The organism is Streptomyces sp. NBC_00631, from assembly GCF_045206895.1.
Classification (GTDB): Bacteria; Actinomycetota; Actinomycetes; order Streptomycetales; family Streptomycetaceae; genus Streptomyces.
The window spans coordinates 9,235,272-9,256,874 of record NZ_CP107734.1; the positions used below are offsets into that span (position 1 = coordinate 9,235,272).

A 21,603-nucleotide genomic window follows, 5' to 3' on the forward strand; every position below is an offset into this window, starting at 1 on the left:
CCGCCGCCCGTGGACCGGTCGAAGCCGCCGAATACGTACCGCCTCCTCGGTGGCCCTGTGGACTCATCTCAGCGCCACGTTCTCCGAGGAGCGGTCCGCTGCCCTCCGGATCCGGGTACAGCGCTGTCCGGGAGGGCGGCGCATGCCGTGTTCTGTAAACGGCTGAGTCCCGGACACGGGGCCGGGACTCAGCACTGGAAAGACCTCGTACCACGGTTCGGCGGAAACCGTCAGGTAGCCGTCTGTGCCTGTACGGCCCCCACCGTCGTGGCCGCCCCCCGCCCCGGCTGCCGCAGCAGCAGTGCCACCCCCGCCGCCAGCATCGAGATGCCGCCGGCGAGGGCGTACGCCCCGTTGTAGCCCCAGGCGCCGACCACCATGGAGCCCAGGCCGCCGCCGAAGAGGCCGCTGATGAGCTTGCCGCTGTAGACGAGGCCGTAGTTGGTGGCGTTGTAGTTCTCGCCGAAGTAGTCCGGGGTGAGGGCGGCGAAGAGCGGGTAGAAGGCGCCGCCGCCGAAACCGGAGAGGAAGGCGAAGAACAGGAACAGCCATTCGCTCTTGATGCCACCGGCCCAGATCACGCCGAACTGGGCGAGACCGAGGACGACGATGACGAAGACGAGCGTCGGCTTTCGGCCGAGGCGGTCGGAGAGCCAGCCCACCACGCCGCGGCCCACGCCGTTGATGACCGCCATCACGCCCATGGAGGAGGCCGCGACCAGGGGACCGAAGCCGACGTCCTTCGCGAAGTCCACCTGGAAGGAGATGCCGAAGATCGAGACGCCGGCCGTCATCACGATCGAGATCCACATCAGGGGGAGCATGCCCGTGCGGATCGCCTCCTTCGGGGTGAACTGGCGTACCGCGGGCGGGTTCTTGGCGAGTGCCGTCGCGGTCCTGGCGCCGCCCGAGTGGGTGAGCGGGTCGATGTCGGCCGGCCACCAGTTCTTCGGCGGGTCCTTGAAGAAGAACGCTGAGACCAGGACCACGACCATGACGTAGACGCCGATCAGGTCCAGGACGCGGTGGTAGTTGGCCGTGTCGAAGGCGTAGTTGAAGATGAAGATGAAGGGGAGGGAGCCGTACGCGAAGCCGCCGTTCACGAACCCGGTGCGGGCGCCCCGGCGTTCGGGGAACCACTTGCCGACCATGTTGATGCAGGTCGCGTAGACCAGGCCGGAGCCGAGGCCGCCGATCACTCCGAAGCCGATGATCGCCAGCCAGATCTCGCTGATGTGGGACAGGGCCAAAAAGCCCACGAGGCACATCACAGAACCCGCGTACATGGCGCGGCGCGCGGTCAGGATGCCCCTCTCGCGCAGCCAGCCCGCCGGGAAGGCGATGCCGGCCTGGAAGAACACCCAGATGCTGAGGATCCAGAAGGTGTTGGACTGCGTCCAGCCGTGCGCGTGGGAGAGGGTGTCCTCCGCGGAGCCGTACGCGTACTCGAAGACGCTGATGGCCATCATGGCGATCCACGGCAGGTACACCATGATGTTGCGGGAGTGGCCGAGGATGTCCCGGTCGGTCTCGCCGATCCGGTACACCCGGCCGCGGGCGTCCGTGACCTCGCGGTACGGCCGTCGTCCGGCGTCGGTGCTGTTCGTCGCTACAGGGTCTGCCGACATGTCACGCCATCTCCTCGCCGAGCGGATGCGGGTTGGGGACGATGCGCCGGGCGCTGGGCCTGCCCGGTGCCTTGAGGAAGAGAGCCAGCACTGCGGAGGCCAGGCCGACGGAGCCCGCGAGCACGAACGCGCCGTGGTAGTCCCACTCACCGACGACGACCGCGCCCAGACCGGAGCCCACCAGGCCGGAGATCAGCTTGGAGCTGTAGACCATTCCGTAGTTGGTGGCGTTGTTGTTCTCACCGAAGTAGTCCGCCGTCATGGCCGCGAAGAGCGGGAAGACCGCCCCGCCGCCGAACCCGGAGACCATGGAGCAGAACAGGAAGAACGGCATGCTGTGCACCTGGCCGGAGACCAGTACGCCGAACTGTGCGGTGCCGAGCACGATGCAGACGATGATGAGCGTGTTGCGGCGGCCGTAGCGGTCCGAGATCCAGCCGATGACCCCGCGCCCGGTGCCGTTGACGATGGCCTTCAACGACATGGCCGTGGCCACGATCCCGCCCGCGAACCCCATGTCCTTGCCGAACGGCACCTGGAAGGCGATGCCGAAGATATTGATCCCGGCCGTGCAGAGCAGGCAGAACCACATCATCCACAGGACGGGTGTACGGGCGGCCTCCTTCGGGGTGTACTGCTTGATCGCCGGCGGGTTCTTCTCCAACGCCCGTCGTGTTCGGGGGTCCTGAGTGGCTTTCAGCGGGTCCACGTGCGGCGGCCACCAGTTCTTCGGCGGGTCCTTGAAGAACCAGCCCGCCGACGCCACCACCAGACACAGACCGATGCCGACCGACGACAGCAGAACCCGGTAGTTGCCCAGGTCGAGCACCGAGGTGAAGAGGAACACGAACGGCACGGACCCGTAGGCGAAACCGCCGTTCACGAAGCCCGTCTTGCCGCCCTTGCGCTCCGGATACCACTTGCCCACCATGTTCACGCAGGTCGCGTAGACGAGACCGGCGCCGATACCGCTGCACATGCCGAAGCCGAGATAGGCGACGACCACGTTCGGCGCGAACGCCAGCGCCAGATAGCCCACCAGCGTGCCGGCCGCGCCGATCAGCATGGCCGTACGCGCGGGGAGCCGTCCGGTCTCGCGCAGTTGCCCGGCCGGGAAGGCCACGGCCGCCTGGAAGAACACCCAGACGCCCATCAGCCAGAAGATGTGCCCGCTGCTCCACAGCTGCGCCTCGTGCAGCGTGTCCTCCGCCGACGTGAACGCGTACTCGGCGGAGCTGATGCCCATCATGCCCACCCAGGGCAGGATGACCATCCATTTCCGTGGCCGGCCCATGAGATCGACGTCGGTCTCGCCGATCCGGTACCTGCGGCCGTTGCGGTCCGTCACCTCCCTGAAGGGGACGGACGCCGATAGATCGATGGATGACATGTTCGCTCAGCACCCCTTGCGTCGAAAGTTCTGGCCAGCGCCCCCTGTCCAATGCCTTTCGTGCGCGCACGGGTCCCGGGGCCGACCGGGGACGCGCTCCGCCGGCCGGCCCCTTCCTCGGCTACGTCATGACCCGCCCCCCGACACTCCGCTCCCCGGCACTCCGCCCCTCGGCAGTCCGCTCTTCAGCAGCCCGGCCGCCCGCGCCCAGCGGTACTTGGCGCCGAGCACGGCCACCGGCCGTTCGGTCGTGTACGGGTATGCCACGACCCCACGCTCGTACAGGTACTGGCAGGCCTCCTCGACCTCGACGTCCCCCGCGAGCGAGGCGACGACCGGTTTCTCGATGCCCCGCTCCCGGAACTCCGCGACCACCCGTGCGGTGAGCTCCGCGAACACCATCGGCGGGGTGACGATGGTGTGCCAGTAGCCGAGGACGAGCGCGTGGATCCGCGGGTCCTCAAGTCCGAGCCGGATCGTCGCCTCGTACGTCGACGGCGGCTCGCCGCCCGTGATGTCCACCGGGTTGCCGGCGGCCCCGAAGGGCGGGATGAAGCGGCGGAACGCCTCGTCCAGGTCGGCCGGAATCGCCATCAGGGAGAGTCCGTTGTCGGTCACCGCGTCGGACAACAGCACGCCGCTGCCGCCCGCGCCGGTGATGATCACCACGTTGTCGCCCCGCGGGGTCGGCAGCACCGGCAGGCCGCGCGCGTACTCCAGCATGTCGTTCAGGCCCGGCGCCCGGATGACACCCGCCTGCCGCAGGATGTCGTCGTACACCGCGTCGTCGCCCGCGAGCGCGCCCGTGTGCGAACCGGCGGCCTTGGCCCCGGCTGCCGTGCGGCCCGCCTTGAGGACCACGACAGGCTTCCTGGGTACGGTGTCACGCGCCGCCTCGACGAAGGCGCGGCCGTCCTTGAGGTCCTCCAGGTGCATCGCGATGCACTCGGTGTGCGGGTCCTCGCCGAACCAGGTCAGCAGGTCGTCCTCGTCCAGGTCCGACTTGTTGCCGAGGCCGACGATCGCCGACACTCCCGTCTTCGTGGTGCGCGCGAAACCCAGGATCGCCATGCCGATCCCGCCCGACTGGGACGTCAGCGCCACGCCGCCCTTCACGTCGTACGGTGTGCAGAACGTCGCGCACAGGTCCTGCCAGGTGGAGTAGTAGCCGTAGATGTTCGGGCCGAGGAGGCGGATGCCGTGGCGTTCGCCGATCGCGACGATCTCGGCCTGGAGTTCGTCCTCGCCGGTCTCCGCGAAACCGGAGGGGATCAGGACGGCGTTGGGGATCCGCTTCCGGCCCACCTCCTCCAGCGCCGCTGCCACGAACTTGGCGGGGATGGCGAAGACGGCCACATCCACCTCACCGGGAACGTCCGTGACACTCTTGTACGCCTTGCGGCCGAGAATGTCATCGGCCTTGGGGTTCACCGGGTGGATCTCCCCGGCGAACCCGCCGTCCACGAGGTTGCGCATCACCGAGTTGCCGATCTTGCCCTGTTCGTTGGAGGCGCCGATCACGGCGACGGAGCGGGGCTGCATCAGCCGGCGCATGCTCTCCAGGATCTCCTCGCGGGAGTACTTCCTGCGCGGCGGCGGCTGTTGCTCCGCGAGGAGGATCCTGATGTCGGCGGCGACCGCGCCCTCTGCGGTCGCGATCACCGGGTTGAGGTCCACCTCGGCGATCTCCGGGAAGTCCGCGACCAGTTGGGAGACCCGGCGGATCTGCTCGGCGACCGCCCACCGGTCCACCCCCGGCTGCCCGCGCACCCCGCGCAGCACCTCGGCCGCCTTGACGGAGTCCAGCATCGACAGCGCCTCGTCGGCAGTGACAGGTGCGAGCCGGAAGGTCACGTCCTTCAGCACCTCGACCAGCACTCCGCCGAGCCCGAAGGCGACGACCTTGCCGAAGGTGGGGTCGGTGACCGCGCCGACGATGACCTCCGTACCCCGCGGCAGCAGCTCCTGGACCTGGACGCCCTCGATCCGGGCCTCGGCGTCGTAGGCGCGCGCGTTCGCCACGATCCGGTGGAAGGCCGCCCGCACGTCCGTCGCGCCTTCCACCCCGACGACGACCCCGCCGGCGTCGGTCTTGTGCAGGATGTCCGGCGACACGATCTTCATCACCACCGGCCCGTCGAAGCGTGCCGCGTACGCCACCGCCTCGTCCACGTCGGTGGCCAGCTCCTCGCCCGGTACGGCGATCCCGTACGCGTCGGCGATCACCCTGCCCTCCGGCGCGGTGAGTGCCGTACGGCCCTGAGCCCGCACCGAGTCGAGGAGCGCGCGGACCCGCAGCTCCCGGTCCTCTGCCATCACGTCAGATCACTCCGTTCGACTTGAGCAGGCGCAACTCCTCGTCGCCGAGCCCGAGTTCACCCACGTAGACCGCTTCGTTGTGCTCGCCGAGCAGCGGTGAACCGGTGACCTCGACGGGGGAGTCGGAGAGCTTGAGGGGGCTGCCGACCGTGACGAACTCGCCGCGCTCGGGGTGCGGGACGGTGACCACCATCTCGTTGGCGACCAGAGACTCGTCCTCGATGATCTCCTTGGTGGAGAGGATCGGTCCGCACGGGATGTTGTGGGCGTTGAGCTGCTCCAGGACCTCCCACTTGGGGAGGGTCGAGGACCACTCCTCGATCAGCTGGAACATCTTGTTGAGCTTGGGCAGGCGGGTCTCCGGGGTCGCCCACTCGGGGTCGTCCGCGAGCTCCGGCCGGCCGATCAGCCGGGTGATCGGCTGCCAGCCGACGGGCTGCACGATGACGTACACGTAGTCGTTCGGGCCGCCCGGCGCGCATTTGACCGCCCAGCCGGGCTGGCCGCCGCCGGAGGCGTTGCCGGAGCGGGGCACCTCGTCGCCGAAGTCCTCGTTGGGGTACTCGGCGAGCCGGCCGTGGGTGAGCCGCTGCTGGTCGCGGAGCTTGACCCGGCAGAGGTTCAGCACGGCGTGCTGCATGGCGACGTTGACGCGCTGACCGCGGCCGGTGCGCTCCCGCTGGAAGAGTGCCGCCAGTATTCCGGCCACCGCATGCACTCCGGTGCCCGAGTCACCGATCTGCGCGCCCGTGGCCAGCGGCGGACCGTCCTCGAAGCCGGTGGTCGCCATCGACCCGCCCATCGCCTGCGCGACCACCTCGTACGCCTTGAAGTTGGTGTACGGGCCGTCCCCGAACCCCTTGATGGAGGCGTAGACGATCCGGGGGTTGATCTCCTTGATACGATCCCAGGTGAACCCCATCCGGTCGACCGCGCCCGGACCGAAGTTCTCCACCATCACATCCGAGCGGCGGATCAGCTCGGTCAGCAGTTCCCTGCCCCGCTCGGTCTTGGTGTTGAGGGTGATGCTCCGCTTGTTGCAGTTGAGCATCGTGAAGTAGAGGGAGTCGACGTCCGGGAGGTCGCGCAGCTGCCTGCGCGTGATGTCACCGGTCGGCGCCTCCAGTTTGACGACGTCCGCACCGAGCCAGGCGAGCAGCTGGGTGGCCGAGGGGCCCGACTGGACGTGGGTCATGTCGAGGACGCGAATGCCCTCAAGTGCCTTGGCGGTCATCGACGTTCACCTCACTTGTACATGGTCTGGTTCATGGTTCCGGGGGCGTACGCGTCCGGGTCGACCCAGACGTTGATCAGCGACGGCCTGCCCGACTCCCGGGCCCGGCGCAGCGCGGGGCCGATGTCGGCGGGGTCCCGGACCTCTTCGCCGTAACCGCCCAGCATCTGGGCGAACTTGTCGTAGTGGACGTCCCCGAGGGTGTTGCCGACCCGCTCGCGCTCCGTGCCGTACTTGGCGGCCTGGCCGTAACGGATCTGGTTCATCGAGGAGTTGTTGCCGACGATGCCGACGAAGGGGAGGTCGTAGCGGACCAGGGTCTCGAAGTCCCAGCCGGTGAGGGAGAAGGCGCCGTCGCCGAAGAGGGCGACCACCTCGTTGTCGGGGCGGGCCTGTTTGGCTGCGAGCACGAAGGGGACGCCGACGCCGAGGGTGCCCAGCGGACCCGGATCCATCCAGTGGCCCGGCGACTTGGGCTGCACGACCTGTCCGGAGAAGGTGACGATGTCTCCGCCGTCGCCGATGTAGATCGAGTCCTCGGTGAGGAAGTCGTTGATCTCGCTGACCAGGCGGTAGGGGTGGATGGGTGAGGCGTCCGAGCGCAGTTGCGGCAACCGCTTCTCGATCGCGGTCTGTTCGGCGGCGCGCAGTTCGTCGAGCCACTCCTTGCGCCTGGAGGCGCCGCCGTTGACGCGCCCCGAGGCGGCCTCGGTCACGGACTTGAGGATGAGCCCCGCGTCCCCGACGATCCCGAGGTCGATGTCCCGGTTCTTGCCGACCGTTCGGTAGTCGAGGTCGATCTGGACGACGGTCGCGGTGGGGGAGAGGCGCTTGCCGTAGCCCATCCGGAAGTCGAAGGGGGTGCCGACGATCACGATGACGTCGGCGTTGGAGAAGGCGTACCGGCGGGAGAGCTGGAAGTGGTGCGGGTCGCCGGGCGGCAGGGTGCCGCGGCCCGCGCCGTTCATGTACGCCGGGATGTCGAGGGTGCGGACGAGTTCGATGGCGGCGGCGGTGCCGCGGGTCGTCCAGACCTGGCTGCCGAGCAGGATGGCCGGTTTCTCGGCGTGTACCAGGAGGTCGGCGAGCTTCTCGACGGCGTCCGGGTCGCCGGCCGAGCGGGTGGCGGCGCGGTAGGCGCCCGCCCTGGGTATGCGGGCCCTCTCCGTCGGGACCTTGGCGTCGAGGACGTCGCGGGGTATCTCCAGGAAGGAGGGGCCGGGCGCGCCGTGGTAGCACTCGCGGAACGCCATGGAGACCATGTCGGCGGCGCGGGCGGTGTCCGGGACGGTCGCCGCGAACTTGGTGATCGGCGCCATCATGTCGACGTGCGGCAGGTCCTGCAGGGATCCCATCTTGTGCTGGGCGAGCGCCCCCTGGCCGCCGATCAGCAGCATCGGGGACTCCGCGCGGAAGGCGTTGGCGACGCCGGTGACGGCGTCGGTCGTCCCCGGACCGGCGGTCACGACCGCGCATCCGGGCCTGCCGGTGATCCGCGCGTAGCCGTCGGCGGCGTGGGCGGCCACCTGTTCGTGGCGGACGTCGACGACTTCTATGCCCTCGTCGACGCAGCCGTCGTAGATGTCGATGATGTGGCCGCCGCACAGCGTGTAGATGCGGTCGACCCCCTCTGCCTTCAGCGCCTTGGCAACGAGATGACCACCGGAAATCAGGTCCTGGGTGTCGTCGGGCATGGCGGAGTCCTGTCCCTTCGTAGGGGTGGGAACGCTCTCGCGGTACATTGCATACAGTCGACGAATACTGTATGAACCTTGTTATCCCGCATCCGGTGGGTGGTGTCCAGGGGGCGTGCGGCACTTTCAAGACAGGAGCCGAAATGGACCTGTACGAACACCAGGCAAGGGAACTCTTCGAGGAACACGGCATCGTGGTACCGAGGGCAGAGGTGACCGACTCGCCCAAGGAGGCCCGGGGGATCGCCCGCCGGCTCGGCGGAAAGGTCGTCGTGAAGGCGCAGGTCAAGACCGGTGGCCGAGGCAAGGCGGGTGGCGTGAAGATCGCCGCCGACCCGGCCGCGGCAGAGCTCACGGCACGTCAGATCCTCGGCATGGACATCAAGGGGCACACGGTCCGCAAGGTGATGCTGGCCCAACCGGTCGCCATCGACAGGGAGTTCTACGTCTCCTACGTCCTGGACCGGACAGCCGGCGGGTTCCTGGCGATCGCCTCCGCCGAGGGCGGCACGGAGATCGAGGAGGTGGCCGCGGCCCGGCCCGAGGCGGTGGCACGGGTCCCCGTCGACCCCGCGGTCGGTGTCACCTCCGCCAAGGCCCAGGAGATCGCCACGGCCGCCGGACTGCCGCCGCAGACCGTCGACGTCCTCGTACGGCTGTGGCAGGTGCTGGTCCGCGAGGACGCGCTGCTCGTCGAGGTGAACCCGCTCGTGCGTACCGCGGAGGGCCGGATCCTGGCCCTCGACGGCAAGGTCACCCTGGACGACAACGCGCGCTTCCGGCAGGCCCGTTGGGGCGCCGACGAGACCGCGCAGAACGACCCGCTGGAGGTGGCGGCCGCCGCGAAGGGGCTCAACTACGTCAGGCTCGACGGCGAGGTCGGCATCATCGGCAACGGCGCGGGCCTGGTGATGTCCACCCTGGACGCGGTGGCCGGCTGTGGCGCACGGCCCGCCGACTTCCTGGACATCGGGGGCGGGGCGTCCGCGCAGGTCATGGCCGACGGGCTGGCGGTGATCCTCTCCGACCCGTCGGTGAAGTCGGTCTTCGTCAACGTCTTCGGCGGGATCACGGCATGCGACGCGGTCGCCGACGGCATCGTCCGGGCTCTGGAGACCGTCCGCCTGACCAAGCCGCTGGTGGTCCGCCTCGACGGCAACAACGCGGCACGCGGCCGGGCGATCCTCGACGGCCGCGCACACCCCCTGGTCGAACAGGCCACCACCATGGACGGCGCCGCCCGCCGCGCGGCCCGACTCGCCACCACCGCCTGAGGAGTCCTGTCATGGCGATCTACCTCACCAAGGAGAGCAAAGTCCTCGTCCAGGGCATGACCGGCGCCGAGGGCATGAAGCACACGCGGCGGATGCTCGCCGCCGGGACCGACGTCGTCGGCGGCGTCAACCCGCGCAAGGCCTGCCGGACCGTCGACTTCGGCGAACGTGCCGTCCCGGTCTTCGGCACGGTGGCCGAGGGCATGGCGGCGACCGGCGCCGACGTCACCGTCGTCTTCGTGCCGCCCGCCTTCGCCAAGGCGGCGGTACTGGAGGCAGCCGACGCCGGCATCGGCCTCGCGGTGGTGATCACCGAGGGCATCCCGGTCCACGACTCGGTCGCCTTCACCTCGTACGCCCGGGGCAGGGGCACGCGGATCATCGGTCCCAACTGCCCGGGGCTGATCACCCCCGGCCAGTCCAACGCGGGCATCATCCCCCCGGACATCACCAAGCCCGGCCGGATCGGTCTCGTCTCCAAGTCGGGCACGCTGACCTACCAACTCATGTACGAGCTGCGGGACATCGGCTTCTCCACCTGCGTGGGCATCGGCGGCGACCCGGTCGTCGGGACCAGCCACATCGACTGCCTGGGCGCCTTCCAGGAGGACCCCGACACCGAACTCGTCGTGCTCATCGGGGAGATCGGAGGCGACGCGGAGGAGCGGGCCGCCGCCTACATCCGGGAGCACGTCAGCAAGCCGGTCGTCGGCTACATCGCCGGGTTCACCGCACCCGAGGGCCGCACCATGGGCCACGCGGGCGCCATCGTGTCCGGTTCGGCCGGTACCGCGCGGGCCAAGCAGGAGGCGCTGGAGGCGGCCGGGGTGCGGGTGGGGAGCACTCCGAGCGAGACCGCCCGGCTGGTCCTGGAGCTGCTCGACGCCCGTCAGCCGGAGGGGAGTTGACCCATGTCCTCTGCCTCCCTCGTGCAGAAGCCGGGCACCGGCTGGCGCGACGCCTGGGCGCGCTGTCTCGCCGTCGCCCCCGAGGCCTTCCGCGACGACCGGGTCCTCAACCTCTGGGCCGCCACCTGGCAGCCCGACGGCCGGCCGCTGCCCGCGACCAGCCCCGTCGACGGCAGCCCGATCGCCGGCGCCCCACGGCTCGACCGTGACACCGCGCACCGGGCCGTCCGCGCCTGCCTCGACCAGCACCGCGCCTGGCGGCACGTCCCGCTGGCGGAGCGCCGGGCCAGGGTGGCCGCCACCCTCGACGCCCTGACCGAACACCGCGAACTCCTCGCCCTGCTGCTCGTCTGGGAGATCGGCAAGCCCTGGCGGCTCGCCCAGGCGGACGTCGACCGGGCGATCGACGGGGTGCGCTGGTACGTCGACGGCATCGAGCCGATGCTCGCGGGACGGGGCCCGCTGGACGGGCCGGTGTCCAACATCGCCAGCTGGAACTACCCGATGAGCGTGCTCGTTCACGCGGTACTGGTCCAGGCTCTGGCGGGCAACGCGGTGGTGGCGAAGACCCCGACCGACGGCGGGGTCGGCTGTCTCACCCTCGCCTGTGCGCTGGCCGCCCGGGAGGGCCTGCCCGTCACCCTGCTCAGCGGCAGCGGGGGCGAGCTCTCCCAGGCGCTGGTGCGGGCGCCCGAGATCGGCTGCGTCTCCTTCGTCGGCGGCCGGGACACGGGAGCCGCGGTGGCCACGGCCGTCACCGACCTCGGCAAGCGGCACGTACTGGAACAGGAGGGACTCAACACCTGGGGCATCTGGAACTTCACCGACTGGGCCGCGTTCACCGCCGTCGTCCCCAAGCTCTTCGACTACGGCAAACAGCGCTGCACCGCCTACCCGCGCTTCGTCGTCCAGCGCGAGCTGTTCGACGAGTTCCTCACCGCCTACCTCCCGGCCGTGCGCGGGCTGCGGATCGGCCACCCCCTCGCGGTCGCCGACCCCGCCGACCCGCTGCCGGAGCTGGACTTCGGGCCGGTGATCAACGCGGCCAAGGCCAAGGACCTGACCGACCAGGTCGCCGAGGCCGTGGACCGCGGCGCCGTCCCGCTGCACCGCGGCAGCCCGGCCGACGCCCGCTTCCTGCCCGGCCAGGACACGTCGTCGTACGTCCACCCGGTCACCCTCCTCAACCCGCCCCCCTCCTCCCCGCTCCACCACGCGGAACCCTTCGGCCCGGTCGACACGATCGTCCTGGTCGACACGGAGGCCGAGCTGCTGGCCGCCATGAACGCCTCCAACGGCGCGCTGGTCGCCACGCTCTCCACCGACGACGAGGCCACCTTCGCCCGGCTGGCCCCGCAGATCCGCGCCTTCAAGATCGGCCACGGCACCCCACGCTCCCGCGGCGACCGCGACGAGCTCTTCGGCGGCTTCGGCGCGTCCTGGCGGGGAGCCTTCGTTGGCGGGGCCCTGCTGGTGCGGGCGGTGACGCAGGGTCCGGCGGGGGAGCGGCTGCCGGGGAACTTCCCGGGCTACCAGCTCATGCCGTGACGGCGAGGACGGGGGCGATCACCTCCTCGGCGAGCCGTCGGGCCACTCCCCGCGGATAGGGGCGCGGCAGGCTCAGCACGATGTGGTTCATCCCGGCGCGGACCAGAGCGGTGACCGTGGCCCGGGTCGCGGCCGGGTCGTCGTACGACACCAGGACCTGGACCGAGCGGACGATCTCCGCGGGGTCCCGGCCCAGTTCGGCGCAGTGCGCGTCCAGTACGCGGGCGCGTCCGGCGACGAACTCCACGGTGTTGTGCGGCGGCCCGGGCACGTTCCAGACGTCGGCGTGCTCGGCGACCAGCCGCAGCAGGCGGGTGCCCCAGCCGCCGATCAGCAGCGGGGGCCCCGGACGCTGCACCGGCTTTGGCTCGTTGCGCGTTCCGGTGAGCCGGTAGTACTCGCCCTCGAAGTCGAAGACGTCCCTGGTCCACATCAGCTTCAGGATCCGTACCGTCTCCGCGAGCCGGGCGATGCCCTCGGCGGGCGGCACGAGCGTGAGGCCGTAGGCCGCGTACTCCGCGACCGCCGGATTCTCTCCGCGGATCCCGCCGGCCCCGGGCGGCTGGTGCGTCCCGCCCACGCCCAGACCCAGGATCAGCCGCCCGCCCGAGACCACGTCCACGGTGGACGCCATCTTGCCGAGGAGCGCGGGCGGCCTGATCCGGTTGCTGGTCACCAGCAGCCCGAGGCGCAGCCGACCGGTCTGCGCGGCCAGCGCGGCGAGCAGGGTCCAGCCCTCGTGGACGGCTCCGCCCTTCGGCCCCGCCACGGGCAGCAGGTGGTCCCAGAGCCAGGCGTCGGAGATCTCGGGTATCCCGTCGGCCTCCTGCCAGACGCGGCGGATGTCGTCGTAGGGGACGTGCATGGGGGTGGTCTTGATGCCGAAGCGCACAGCTGTCCCAGTCGTCATGACTGTCAGCGTAGTGGATCGTCAGCAAGGCTGACGATCAGTTTTCGATATCGTCTGTCGCATGGTCAGTGATCCCCTCGAATCCCGGCTGGGCTACCTGCTCAAGCACGTCCAGGCCGAGCTGGCGCGGACGTCGGCCGAGGCACTCGCGCCCTACGACATGGACGGGCATGACCTGGCCGTGCTGGTGGTGCTCGCCGGGGCCGAGCCGCTGTCGCAGATCGAGGTGGCGGGGCGGCTGGGGGTGGACCGGACGACCATGGTGGCGCTCCTCGACGGGCTGGAGCGGCGGGGGTGGGTCGAGCGCCGTCGCAGTCCGCGGGACCGGCGGCGCAACATCGTCGAGCTGACCGATGCCGGGCGTGAGCGGATGGGGCGGGCCGAGGAGGCGCGGGTGGCGGCCGAGCGACGCTTCCTCGCGCCGCTGGACGACGAGACGGCCGCCACCCTGGTCCGGGCTCTGCGTGCGCTGCTGCCCGGACGGTAGTGGGCTGGGCACGCACGGTGAGACGGCGCCCACCTGCGGGTATGCCGACACAAACGCAGGTGAAAGGCACTCCGAAAGCTTGGTATTGTTGTCCCTGTCGCCGCGGGGAACACCTCCGGTCAGGCGGCGGACACCTGGTCCGGGTGGCGGAATGGCAGACGCGCTAGCTTGAGGTGCTAGTGCCCTTTATCGGGCGTGGGGGTTCAAGTCCCCCCTCGGACACAATCACTGACGATACGGTGATGAGGGCCTCGACCTTACGGTTGCGGCCCTCGTTGCGTGTTCGTAGCTGATAGTGATGCCCAGGGCGTCGTAAAGCTGGCCTTTCTTCTCGAGGGCGGCGGTTTGGATGCGCTGTGCAATGTCTCCAAGGCTTTCAGTGATCTGCCGGATCTGGCGCGCATCGAGCGGGGATTGTTTCTTCCGGGGGGCTGCGGGGTGCGTGTCGAGCTTCTTCTGCGCCGCGTCCTTGTCTCGCTGGGCCTCGTTGATCCACTGGGTGACGACGGTTGGGTCGGCTCCAGCGTCGAGGGCTGCCTGGTAACGGGCGAGCCGGCGTTCGCATTCCTTGATCGCCTGGCGTGCTTGGGCCTGCTCGGGGGTGTGGGGCTCGGCGGTGCTTGCTGCGGCGCTCGCGTGAGTGAGGGCTTCGATGGTGCCGGAGAGCCGGTCGGGGGCGAAGGCCCGGGCGATCCACTGATCCAGGGCCTGGCACACGGTGTCTTCCCGCAGGTAGATGGTGCGCGGGTGCGTCAGGCCGGCGTCGAGGGCGGAGGTCCGCCGTCAAGCATCACCTGGGATCAGAACGTCAGGCACTGGCTGGGATCCGACAGTGGCCAGCCGAGTGGCGTTCGAATCTATTGCTGCGGGCGAGCGGCTGCCCCGTGCCGCTCGGGGGAGGCGGCACGGGGCAGCCGCGATGCGTCGGCCCGGCCGCGCTCCATCGGGGGTGGACCCTCTCGCCCGCACCGTGAGCGAGCTCGTGGACATGCGCGCATGGCTGACTTCCTCCGCCCGCCTGGGCCGGATCTTCGAGCGGGTGGGGAGGGGGCAGAGGGGGCCGCCCAGGCTGGGTGTGGGTTGGAGTGAGTAGCGAGCTCTTGGCGTGGGTGGCTTCTGCTTTTGCGGAACCCCACGTTGTATGCCCAGGCGACTGGAGTAGGTACGTGTACATCGTCAACGTGCTCTCATGATTGATTGAGTCATGGGATCCGTGTACGGTGACGCGCATGGCAGACCATCCCACCCCGCCAGTCGGTGGACCGCTTGTCACCGGCTCTGAGATCGCCAGGCTCGCCGGTGTCACGCGTGCCGCAGTCTCCAACTGGCGGCGGAGGTATGAGGACTTTCCGGCACCTGCAGGCGGCGGTGTGAACAGTCCGCTGTTCGACCTGGCCGCAGTACAGATGTGGCTGGACAAGCAACGCAAGGGCCAGGACATCTCCGTGGAGGTGCAGCTGTGGCAGGCCCTGCGAGCTGCCTACGGCGACGAGATGGTCGGCGGGCTCGCCGATGTCGCCCAGTTGCTCGCCGGTGTCGAGGGCGAGGCCCCGCAAGCACTGCCGACGGATGCCGTACGACTGGCCAGACAACTCGGTGAGAGTGGATCACCGGGTGACGTGGTGAACGCGCTTACCGAACGCTTCACCGACTCCGTGCGCCGGGCGGGGTCCGACCAGGTTACCTCGCCACGTGTCGTCCAGGCGGTGCGGCACTTCGCCGGCGAGGTGCCCACTGATGCGACCCTCGTCGACCCGGCGTGCGGTATCGGAACGCTCCTGTTGACCGTCGGACCCGAACGGGGGCCGACACGGTGTGGTCAGGAGGTCGACGCCCGCAGTGCTCGATTCGCGCAGCTGCGAGCCGATCTCACGGGACGCTCCGGCGTCGACGTCCGCATCGGAGATTCCCTGCGCGACGACCACTGGCCGGACCTCAAGGCCGATCTCGTCGTCTGTGATCCGCCCGTCGGTACCACCGACTGGGGACGCGAAGACCTGCTCCTCGATCCCCGGTGGGAGCTCGGTACGCCTTCGCGTGCCGAAGGCGAACTCGCCTGGCTGCAGCACGCCTACGCGCACACCGCGCCGGGCGGCCGCGTCCTCATGGTCATGCCCGCCTCCGTCGCCTACCGCAAGGCCGGTCGCCGTATCCGGGCCGAGCTCGTGCGACGCGGCATCCTCACAGACGTCATCGCCCTCCCACCCGGTACCGCTGCCTCGCATGCGCTCCCCGTGCATCTCTGGCGTCTGCGTCGCCCGAAGTCCCCGGACGACGCCGTGGCCAAGGTGCGCATGGTGGATCTGACGGCGAACGATCCGGACGGCCCATTGGAGCCAGGGCCCGACCAGATGGCGGACGTACCTCTGATCGAACTGCTCGACGACGCCGTGGATCTCACTCCCGGCCGTCACGTCGAGGAGTCCCACCGCGACTACACGACGGAGTACCAGGCTCTGCGGCAGGAGTTGGCGGAGCAGGTGCGGCTGCTGGCCGACCTGTTGCCTGCTTTGACGGCGGGCGCCGGTCCAAGTGCCCTCGACGGTCCGTCCGTCAGTGTCGCCGACCTCGCGCGAGCCGGGCTGATCGAGTACGGCGCTCCGGAGCCGGTCTCGGTGAGCGATCAGCTCGACACCGATTACCTCCAGGGCTTTCTGCGCAGTGCGGCGAACACCCGGCGGTCCACGAGCGCCAGCGGAACCTACCGGCTCGACGGCAAGGGTGCCCGCATCCCACAGATGGACATCGCCGAGCAACGCCGGTACGGGGCGGCGTTCCGAGCCCTGCAGGAGTTCGAGGAGCGGGCGCGAAGGGTGGTCGAACTCAGCAAGCAGGCGGCTGCACTCGCCAGGGACGGGCTCGGCAACGGGGCCCTCTCACCCGAAGAGTGATTTTCCGTCGTATCACCAGGACAGCGCTGTCACTACGGCTGCGGAACGAACGGACTGGCTGCCCCGCTCCACGACACCGCCAACGCCTCCCGCGCCCGTGTGCACGCCACGAACAGCAGGCATCGCTCCCGGAGCAGGTCCGAGTCGTGCTGCAGCGCGTCCACGGAGGCCGGCGTCACTTCGCGGGCGAAGGGAAGCGCGCTCGCCGTCGCACCGAGTACGGCGGCGCAGCGGAACTCCAGCCCCTTCATGGCGTGCATGGTGGCCAGCCGTACGCCGTCCGTACCCGGCCCCGGATTGTCTCTGACCCGGACCACCGGTACCCGGGCCGCGGCCAGCCTGTCGTACGCCTTGTCGAGCAGCACGTTGAAGCGGGCACACACGCCGATCTCCGACGGCCGGATGCCCTGCGTGATCCAGTTCTCGACGCGCTCGACGAGCGCCGCGATCTCCGCCTGCTCCGACCCGTACCCGTCCACGTGCGGCCTGCGGCCGTGCAGCAGCGACCGGTAGCCCGCCAGGGTGTCGCTGCCCTCGCCGCCCAGGTCGTCGACCGACACCGGAGTGAGGATGCCCGTCGACCAGGCGAGGATCTCCTCCGTACTGCGGTAGTTGATGCGCAGGCGATGCGTGCGCCCCGCCACCGATATGCCGAGCGAACCGAGTGAGACCTTCGAGTCGTAGATCCGCTGGTGCGGGTCGCCGGTGATGAACAGGTCGTCGCTGCCAGGCGCCACCGCGCCGCGCAGGACGCGCCACTGGGCCGGGTGCAGGTCCTGCGCTTCGTCGACGACGACGTGGTCGTGCGTGGGTGAGGAAGCCGCCAGGAGCTCGGCCGCACGGGCGCACACCTTGAGGTGGGTGGTGGCCTTCTGGTCGCGCAGCAGGGACTCGAACAGCTCGACGGCTGGCCACAGCTGCTCCCGCCTGGTCGGCGACAGCGCGCTGCCGCGACCGCGCCGGGAGGCCGCGCGGTAGTCGTCCAGGGTGCGCAGGTCCTGGGCGAGGACGACGTGGCGGTACTCCTGGGCCAGGAACTGCTCCGTCCATGGCAGGCCGAGCTTCTTGACGATCCGCTGCCACACCTGTCGTTCCTCCCGGTCGCCGATCGGGGAGGGCGCCCGGCCGTCGAGGCGGGTCACGATGCCGTGTGCGTAGGCGTTGACCGTGGTCACCTCGACGCGGGCGAGCAGCGACTCGTCGTCGTCCAGGAGGACGGACAGGTTCTCCCGCAGCGATGCGGCCAGGGCGTTGGTGAAGGTGGTGAGCAGGACGCGGGCGTCCGGGGTGCGGGTGAGCAGGTGCTTGACCCTGTGCAGTGCCGCGACCGTCTTGCCGGTCCCCGGGCCGCCGGTGACCTGTACCGGGCCGCCGTACGACACCCGGTAGGCGACGCGGCGCTGCGAGGGGTGCAGGAACACCCGCCAGGCCGCGAACGGCTTCTCCAGGATGTCGGCGAGTTCCTCGGGGCCGGTGACCAGGGTGATGCGGCTCGTGGTGTTGGCGATGACGGCGGCCAGGCTCTCGTCCGGGTCGGGCCCCGCGTCCACGGGCCGCCGGACGGCGACCACGTCCCGGTACACCTCTTCGGGGCTGAACCCCTCGGCCAGGTACTGCAGCACCTCGCACTGGTCCTCCGGCAGCAGCGTCTCGAAGGCCCTCAGCTGCGCCTTGTCGACGATGGTCCGCACCGCCCTCAGCACCTGGTCGTCGATGCCGAGTTCGCGCAGCACCGTGTCGGAGTACTTCGCGAACAGCAGTGAGTCGGCGGCCGCGGCGGCTTTCTCCAGGGCCGGGGTCAGCTGCTCGATCGCCGCGACGTTGCGGACCTCCAGGGCCCGCGTCGCGGAGTTCGTCGTGTACAGCCGCTTCGCGGCCCAGGTGTAGGCGTCGTCGTGCGGGACGACGTTGACGAGCAGGAAGACGTCGCTGCCGTCGTCAGGGGCGAGGACGACGCCTCGCCAGAAGTCGTTGATGCGGATGGTCCGCATGCGACGGTCGCGGGCGTTCTCCACGGACTCCAGGTGCAGGCCCTTGTCCGCCTGCAGTTCGGGGACCGTGAGCTGCTGGAACTTCTGCATCGCCTTGCGCACGCCGGCTTTGACGGGCCGCTCCAGGACGTCGTAGCTCTCCCAGAAGCTGTTCGCGAAAGCAAGCTGCGGCACGAGGCGCCCTCCCCACCCTGAACGGACACTCGGCAGTCGATCATACGCGCTGAGTATTCACCAGCCGGGCGGCCACCTTTTCCACGTCCGAGAGCAGCCCGGAGGGTTCCTGGTCGAGGTCGAGGGCGTGCTGGTGGATGACGATGCCCGCGTGCCGCACCGTGTGGGCCGCGTGCGGCGCGTTGCCCTTGGCGTATACCAGGTGGCCTTCGCGCAGGCCCAGGGCCGTGCAGTAGGCCAGCATCTGGTAGAGGTCGGCGTCCGGGAAACCGTCCCGTTTCTCGGCCTTGTATTTGGCGTCCACCACGGCGCACGGGGCACCGCCCGGCTCGTACAGCACGAAATCGGGCCTCATGCGGATCGCCGCCGCCTCGTCGAGGTGATGCGGATCCTGGAGCCGCGCCGAGTGCCCGAGACCACGGCATGCCTCCCGCAGCGCCACCGTCACGAAGTCCTCGAAGAGCTTGTTCATGTCGAACAGGAACCCGTCGACGTGCAGTCCGCCGGGCGCGTGCTCGACGGAGGCGTTCTCCAGGACGGCTCGGGCGAGACGCAGGGCGTGCTGGTAGCGCGCGTTGAGCCGGTTCGGTTGCCAGGCGGGCAGCGGCCGACCGCGCACGAGCACCGTGACATCGGCCAGGCGGGCGCGCTGGTGGAGCAGTCCGCGACGCACGTCGTGGGGTACGCCGGGCAACCGCAGGAGGCGCTCGACGGCGGCGCGCAGCAGGCGGTTCTCCTCGATGTCGGTGGTGAACTCGTCGTACTCCACCTCCACCGGCAGCGTCGCCCCGAACCGCCGCCGTATCTGCTCGGCTTCCCGGATGCGGCCCCGGACGACCAGGGATGTCTCCTCGGTCACCCGGTACCCCTGGAGGAGCCCCTGCCGCAGGGCCCGGTCGATCTGCCGTTCCACGGCATGGGCGAGCGCGGGCAGCAGATCGCGATGCTCGGTGACATCGACTTCCCCCTCTCGCCAGCCGCCCCAAGGGGCGAGGCTGTACCCGAGCAGGAAGAACAGCCGGGCGATGGAGACCTTGGGGGCGACGCGTACAGTCACCGGCCCGTCGCCGCCCGGTACCGCGACCGCCACGGCACCGACCTTGCTGCCGGCCCGCAGGGACCAGTGCCCCGGGACGTACGGATCAGGGGCCGCGTCCACGACGTCCCCGGCCGCCAGTGCCCGTCCGACCGCGTCCGGCAGCGCGACGCCTACCGCCGGTGCGTGCTCGACGAGTTCGATGACGTGCGTCATCCGAGCGAGTCCCGCAGAGCCGCCAGACCGTACCGCTTCTCGATGTCCACGCCCTCCCCGTAGTGGTACTCCTCCAGCAGCGGCAGGATCTTGGTCCGCCACGTCCGCTCGAGGCCGCCTTCCCGATAGACACCGGCCTTCATCAGATACGAGGGCCCGATACGGAAATCGGTGGCGTCGATACGGGAGTTGAGCGCGTCGAGCAGGTCGGCCGGCTCGGCAGCGCGACCCTCGCGTGCGAGCCAGCGGCGCAGCAGCCCGCTCGTCGGCTCGGTGCGCGGGGACAGTTCGACGAAGGCGAAGCGACGGCGCATCGCCGCGTCGACGAGGGCGATCGACCGGTCGGCGGTGTTCATGGTGCCGATCACGAAGAGATTGGGCGGCAGCGCGAAGTCGTCACCGGAGTACGTCAGCCGGACCGACTTGTTGCGGTACTCCAGCAGGAAGTACAGCTCGCCGAAGACCTTCGCCAGGTTGGCGCGGTTGATCTCGTCGATGATCAGGAAGTGCGGGATGTGCCGGTTGCCCTCGCGCGAGGCCAGATCGGCGAGTTCACGCAGCGGGCCGGCGGTGAGCCGGAAGGCGACCTCCCGGCTCTGCGGGTCCTCCTGCGGCCGGAAGCCCTCGAAGAAGTCCTCGTACGCGTACGAGGGGTGGAACTGCACGAGCTTGACCTGCTCGGGCCCGCCGCCGAGGAACTCGGCCAGCTTCAGGGCAAGATACGTCTTGCCGGTCCCGGGCGGGCCGTACAGCACCAACTGCCTTTCGTCCCACAGCAGATCACGCACCTCACGCAGCCAGGCGGCGTCGTGCACGAGGAGTTCACCGGCCAACTCGTCCGTGGGCTCGGGCAGCTCCAGCTCGCGCCGGGCGGTGAGCGCGGGGATCTCCACGCTCGGGTCGCGATCGGCGGCCTCGGCCTCCTCGATCAGGTCCTCGTCGCTCATCCCCAGACCGTCGATGAGATCCTTCACCGCGGTCAGATCGACGACGTCATGCTGTGCGGAGAGCTTCTGCTGGAGCGCCTCGGGCAGGTCCTCGTACGCGTGCCCGTCCTCCGCCCAGTCCACTGCCCTTTGCAGATCCGACGGGCCGTCCTCGGGAGTGTGCTGTGCGGCGTCTCCGGTGATCTTGCCGATGTACAGCCGGCCGCCCGAGATGGTGCACATGGTGTCGCCGGGCCGCATCCGGGAGAGGAACATGTGCAGTTCCTCGACCAGCTGCACTTTCTGGTTGTACGTCGCGGTGGAGGCGTAGTCCTCCTCGACGGCGGCGCGCAGCCGGTCCTTGCTGATGCCCTGCTCGACACGTTGTCGCAGGTGACGTGCTCGCAGGGTCACCAGCCCTTCGGGCAGCCACACACGCCGGACCAGATCGAGGCCGGAGACATTGGAGCCGCGTACCAGCCAGGCCCGGCTGGGTCCCCACCACACCTGGTCGAGATAGTCGGAGAGCGGATGGCCGTCGGCGGTCTTCCACTCCAGCCATCCGTTGGCACTGCGACCGACCAGGATCTCGGCGGCGGCCGTAGGTGAGTTGCACTCGACGTCCCGCGTCGTCTCCAGCCAGCCGGGCCAGTCGGCCGATTCCGCCAGGACCCCTTCGTCGATCAGCCGCTGCCTCAGCCGGTGGGACGACGGCATGCGCTCGGGGAACGAGGGCACCGCCTCGGACCGGCCGGGAGAGCTGGCCAGGACGACGAACTTCTGGCTCCCGTTCGTCCCCTTCTCGGTCAGCAGCCGTCCCCGGGCTTCGGGGCCGCCGTTGGGCAGCCTCAGCCGGAACTCCGGGTACGGCGTGCCGTCGTCGGCCATGGTCACATTTTCCCCATTCATGCACCGTGCGTTGACCAGAACGATAGGGGGCGCCGCTGACAGTGGACTCCCCGGGCGGGCCGTGTACT

At 69.8% G+C, this 21,603-nt stretch carries 15 protein-coding genes and 1 tRNA gene; 6 read left to right on the forward strand and 10 right to left on the reverse strand.

Features of this window, described 5'->3' with window-relative positions; translation table 11 throughout:
- Positions 1–230: 230 nt before the first annotated feature.
- The 5 genes from OHB00_RS42030 to OHB00_RS42050 all read right to left on the reverse strand — a co-directional run bounded on the left by OHB00_RS42030 (position 231) and on the right by OHB00_RS42050 (position 8,265).
- Positions 231–1,628 carry an OFA family MFS transporter gene (locus tag OHB00_RS42030; protein ID WP_406443004.1) on the reverse strand — a complete coding sequence of 466 codons (1,398 nt, stop codon included), beginning with the start codon at positions 1,626–1,628 and terminating at the stop codon, positions 231–233.
- 1 nt (position 1,629) lies between these two features.
- A complete protein-coding gene (locus OHB00_RS42035; RefSeq protein WP_406443006.1) occupies positions 1,630–3,018 on the reverse strand; it encodes an OFA family MFS transporter in 1,389 nt (462 codons plus the stop codon).
- A gap of 126 nt (positions 3,019–3,144) precedes the next feature.
- Positions 3,145–5,334 carry an acetate--CoA ligase family protein gene (locus OHB00_RS42040; RefSeq protein ID WP_406443008.1) on the reverse strand — a complete coding sequence of 730 codons (2,190 nt, stop codon included), beginning with the start codon at positions 5,332–5,334 and terminating at the stop codon, positions 3,145–3,147.
- A 4-nt stretch (positions 5,335–5,338) separates the two neighbouring features.
- Positions 5,339–6,571 (reverse strand): formyl-CoA transferase, encoded by a 1,233-nt coding sequence (gene frc / locus OHB00_RS42045; RefSeq protein WP_406443010.1) that lies wholly within the window; start codon positions 6,569–6,571, stop codon positions 5,339–5,341.
- Positions 6,572–6,582: 11 nt separating this feature from the next.
- Positions 6,583–8,265: a thiamine pyrophosphate-binding protein gene (locus OHB00_RS42050; RefSeq protein WP_406443012.1), complete on the reverse strand. Its 1,683-nt coding sequence runs from the start codon at positions 8,263–8,265 to the stop codon at positions 6,583–6,585.
- A 143-nt stretch (positions 8,266–8,408) separates the two neighbouring features.
- On the opposite strand from OHB00_RS42050, the gene sucC reads away from it, so the two are divergent.
- The 3 genes from sucC to OHB00_RS42065 are packed head-to-tail and all read left to right on the forward strand — an operon-like array spanning position 8,409 to position 11,995.
- Entirely contained in the window at positions 8,409–9,539 is a 1,131-nt protein-coding gene (gene sucC, locus OHB00_RS42055; protein WP_406443013.1) for an ADP-forming succinate--CoA ligase subunit beta, read from the forward strand.
- An 11-nt stretch (positions 9,540–9,550) separates the two neighbouring features.
- Entirely contained in the window at positions 9,551–10,447 is an 897-nt protein-coding gene (sucD, locus tag OHB00_RS42060; protein ID WP_406443014.1) for a succinate--CoA ligase subunit alpha, read from the forward strand.
- Between the two features lie 3 nt (positions 10,448–10,450).
- The gene (locus OHB00_RS42065; RefSeq protein ID WP_406443015.1) at positions 10,451–11,995 is read left to right on the forward strand and encodes an aldehyde dehydrogenase family protein; all 1,545 of its coding nucleotides are present in this window, start codon (positions 10,451–10,453) and stop codon (positions 11,993–11,995) included.
- Here OHB00_RS42065 and OHB00_RS42070 read toward each other — a convergent pair.
- The gene (locus OHB00_RS42070; RefSeq protein WP_406443016.1) at positions 11,985–12,905 is read right to left on the reverse strand and encodes an LLM class flavin-dependent oxidoreductase; all 921 of its coding nucleotides are present in this window, start codon (positions 12,903–12,905) and stop codon (positions 11,985–11,987) included. The genes OHB00_RS42065 and OHB00_RS42070 overlap by 11 nt on opposite strands.
- A gap of 61 nt (positions 12,906–12,966) precedes the next feature.
- Between OHB00_RS42070 and OHB00_RS42075 the strand changes: the two genes are divergently transcribed.
- The gene (locus OHB00_RS42075; protein WP_406443017.1) at positions 12,967–13,392 is read left to right on the forward strand and encodes a MarR family winged helix-turn-helix transcriptional regulator; all 426 of its coding nucleotides are present in this window, start codon (positions 12,967–12,969) and stop codon (positions 13,390–13,392) included.
- Between the two features lie 137 nt (positions 13,393–13,529).
- Positions 13,530–13,614, forward strand: a tRNA-Leu gene (locus OHB00_RS42080).
- Between the two features lie 3 nt (positions 13,615–13,617).
- Here OHB00_RS42080 and OHB00_RS42085 read toward each other — a convergent pair.
- Positions 13,618–14,109: a hypothetical protein gene (locus OHB00_RS42085; protein ID WP_406443018.1), complete on the reverse strand. Its 492-nt coding sequence runs from the start codon at positions 14,107–14,109 to the stop codon at positions 13,618–13,620.
- Positions 14,110–14,621: 512 nt separating this feature from the next.
- Here OHB00_RS42085 and OHB00_RS42090 point away from each other — a divergent pair.
- The gene (locus tag OHB00_RS42090; RefSeq protein ID WP_406443019.1) at positions 14,622–16,283 is read left to right on the forward strand and encodes an N-6 DNA methylase; all 1,662 of its coding nucleotides are present in this window, start codon (positions 14,622–14,624) and stop codon (positions 16,281–16,283) included.
- Positions 16,284–16,315: 32 nt separating this feature from the next.
- On the opposite strand, the gene OHB00_RS42095 is transcribed toward OHB00_RS42090, so the two are convergent.
- From OHB00_RS42095 to OHB00_RS42105, 3 genes are read right to left on the reverse strand one after another with little or no spacing between them, the layout of a single operon-like run.
- Entirely contained in the window at positions 16,316–18,448 is a 2,133-nt protein-coding gene (locus OHB00_RS42095) for a UvrD-helicase domain-containing protein (RefSeq protein WP_406443020.1), read from the reverse strand.
- A 40-nt stretch (positions 18,449–18,488) separates the two neighbouring features.
- A complete protein-coding gene (locus tag OHB00_RS42100; RefSeq protein ID WP_406443022.1) occupies positions 18,489–19,700 on the reverse strand; it encodes an McrC family protein in 1,212 nt (403 codons plus the stop codon).
- Positions 19,697–21,514: a DUF4357 domain-containing protein gene (locus OHB00_RS42105; RefSeq protein WP_406443023.1), complete on the reverse strand. Its 1,818-nt coding sequence runs from the start codon at positions 21,512–21,514 to the stop codon at positions 19,697–19,699. Before OHB00_RS42105 ends, OHB00_RS42100 begins: the two co-directional genes overlap by 4 nt.
- Positions 21,515–21,603: the final 89 nt, after the last annotated feature.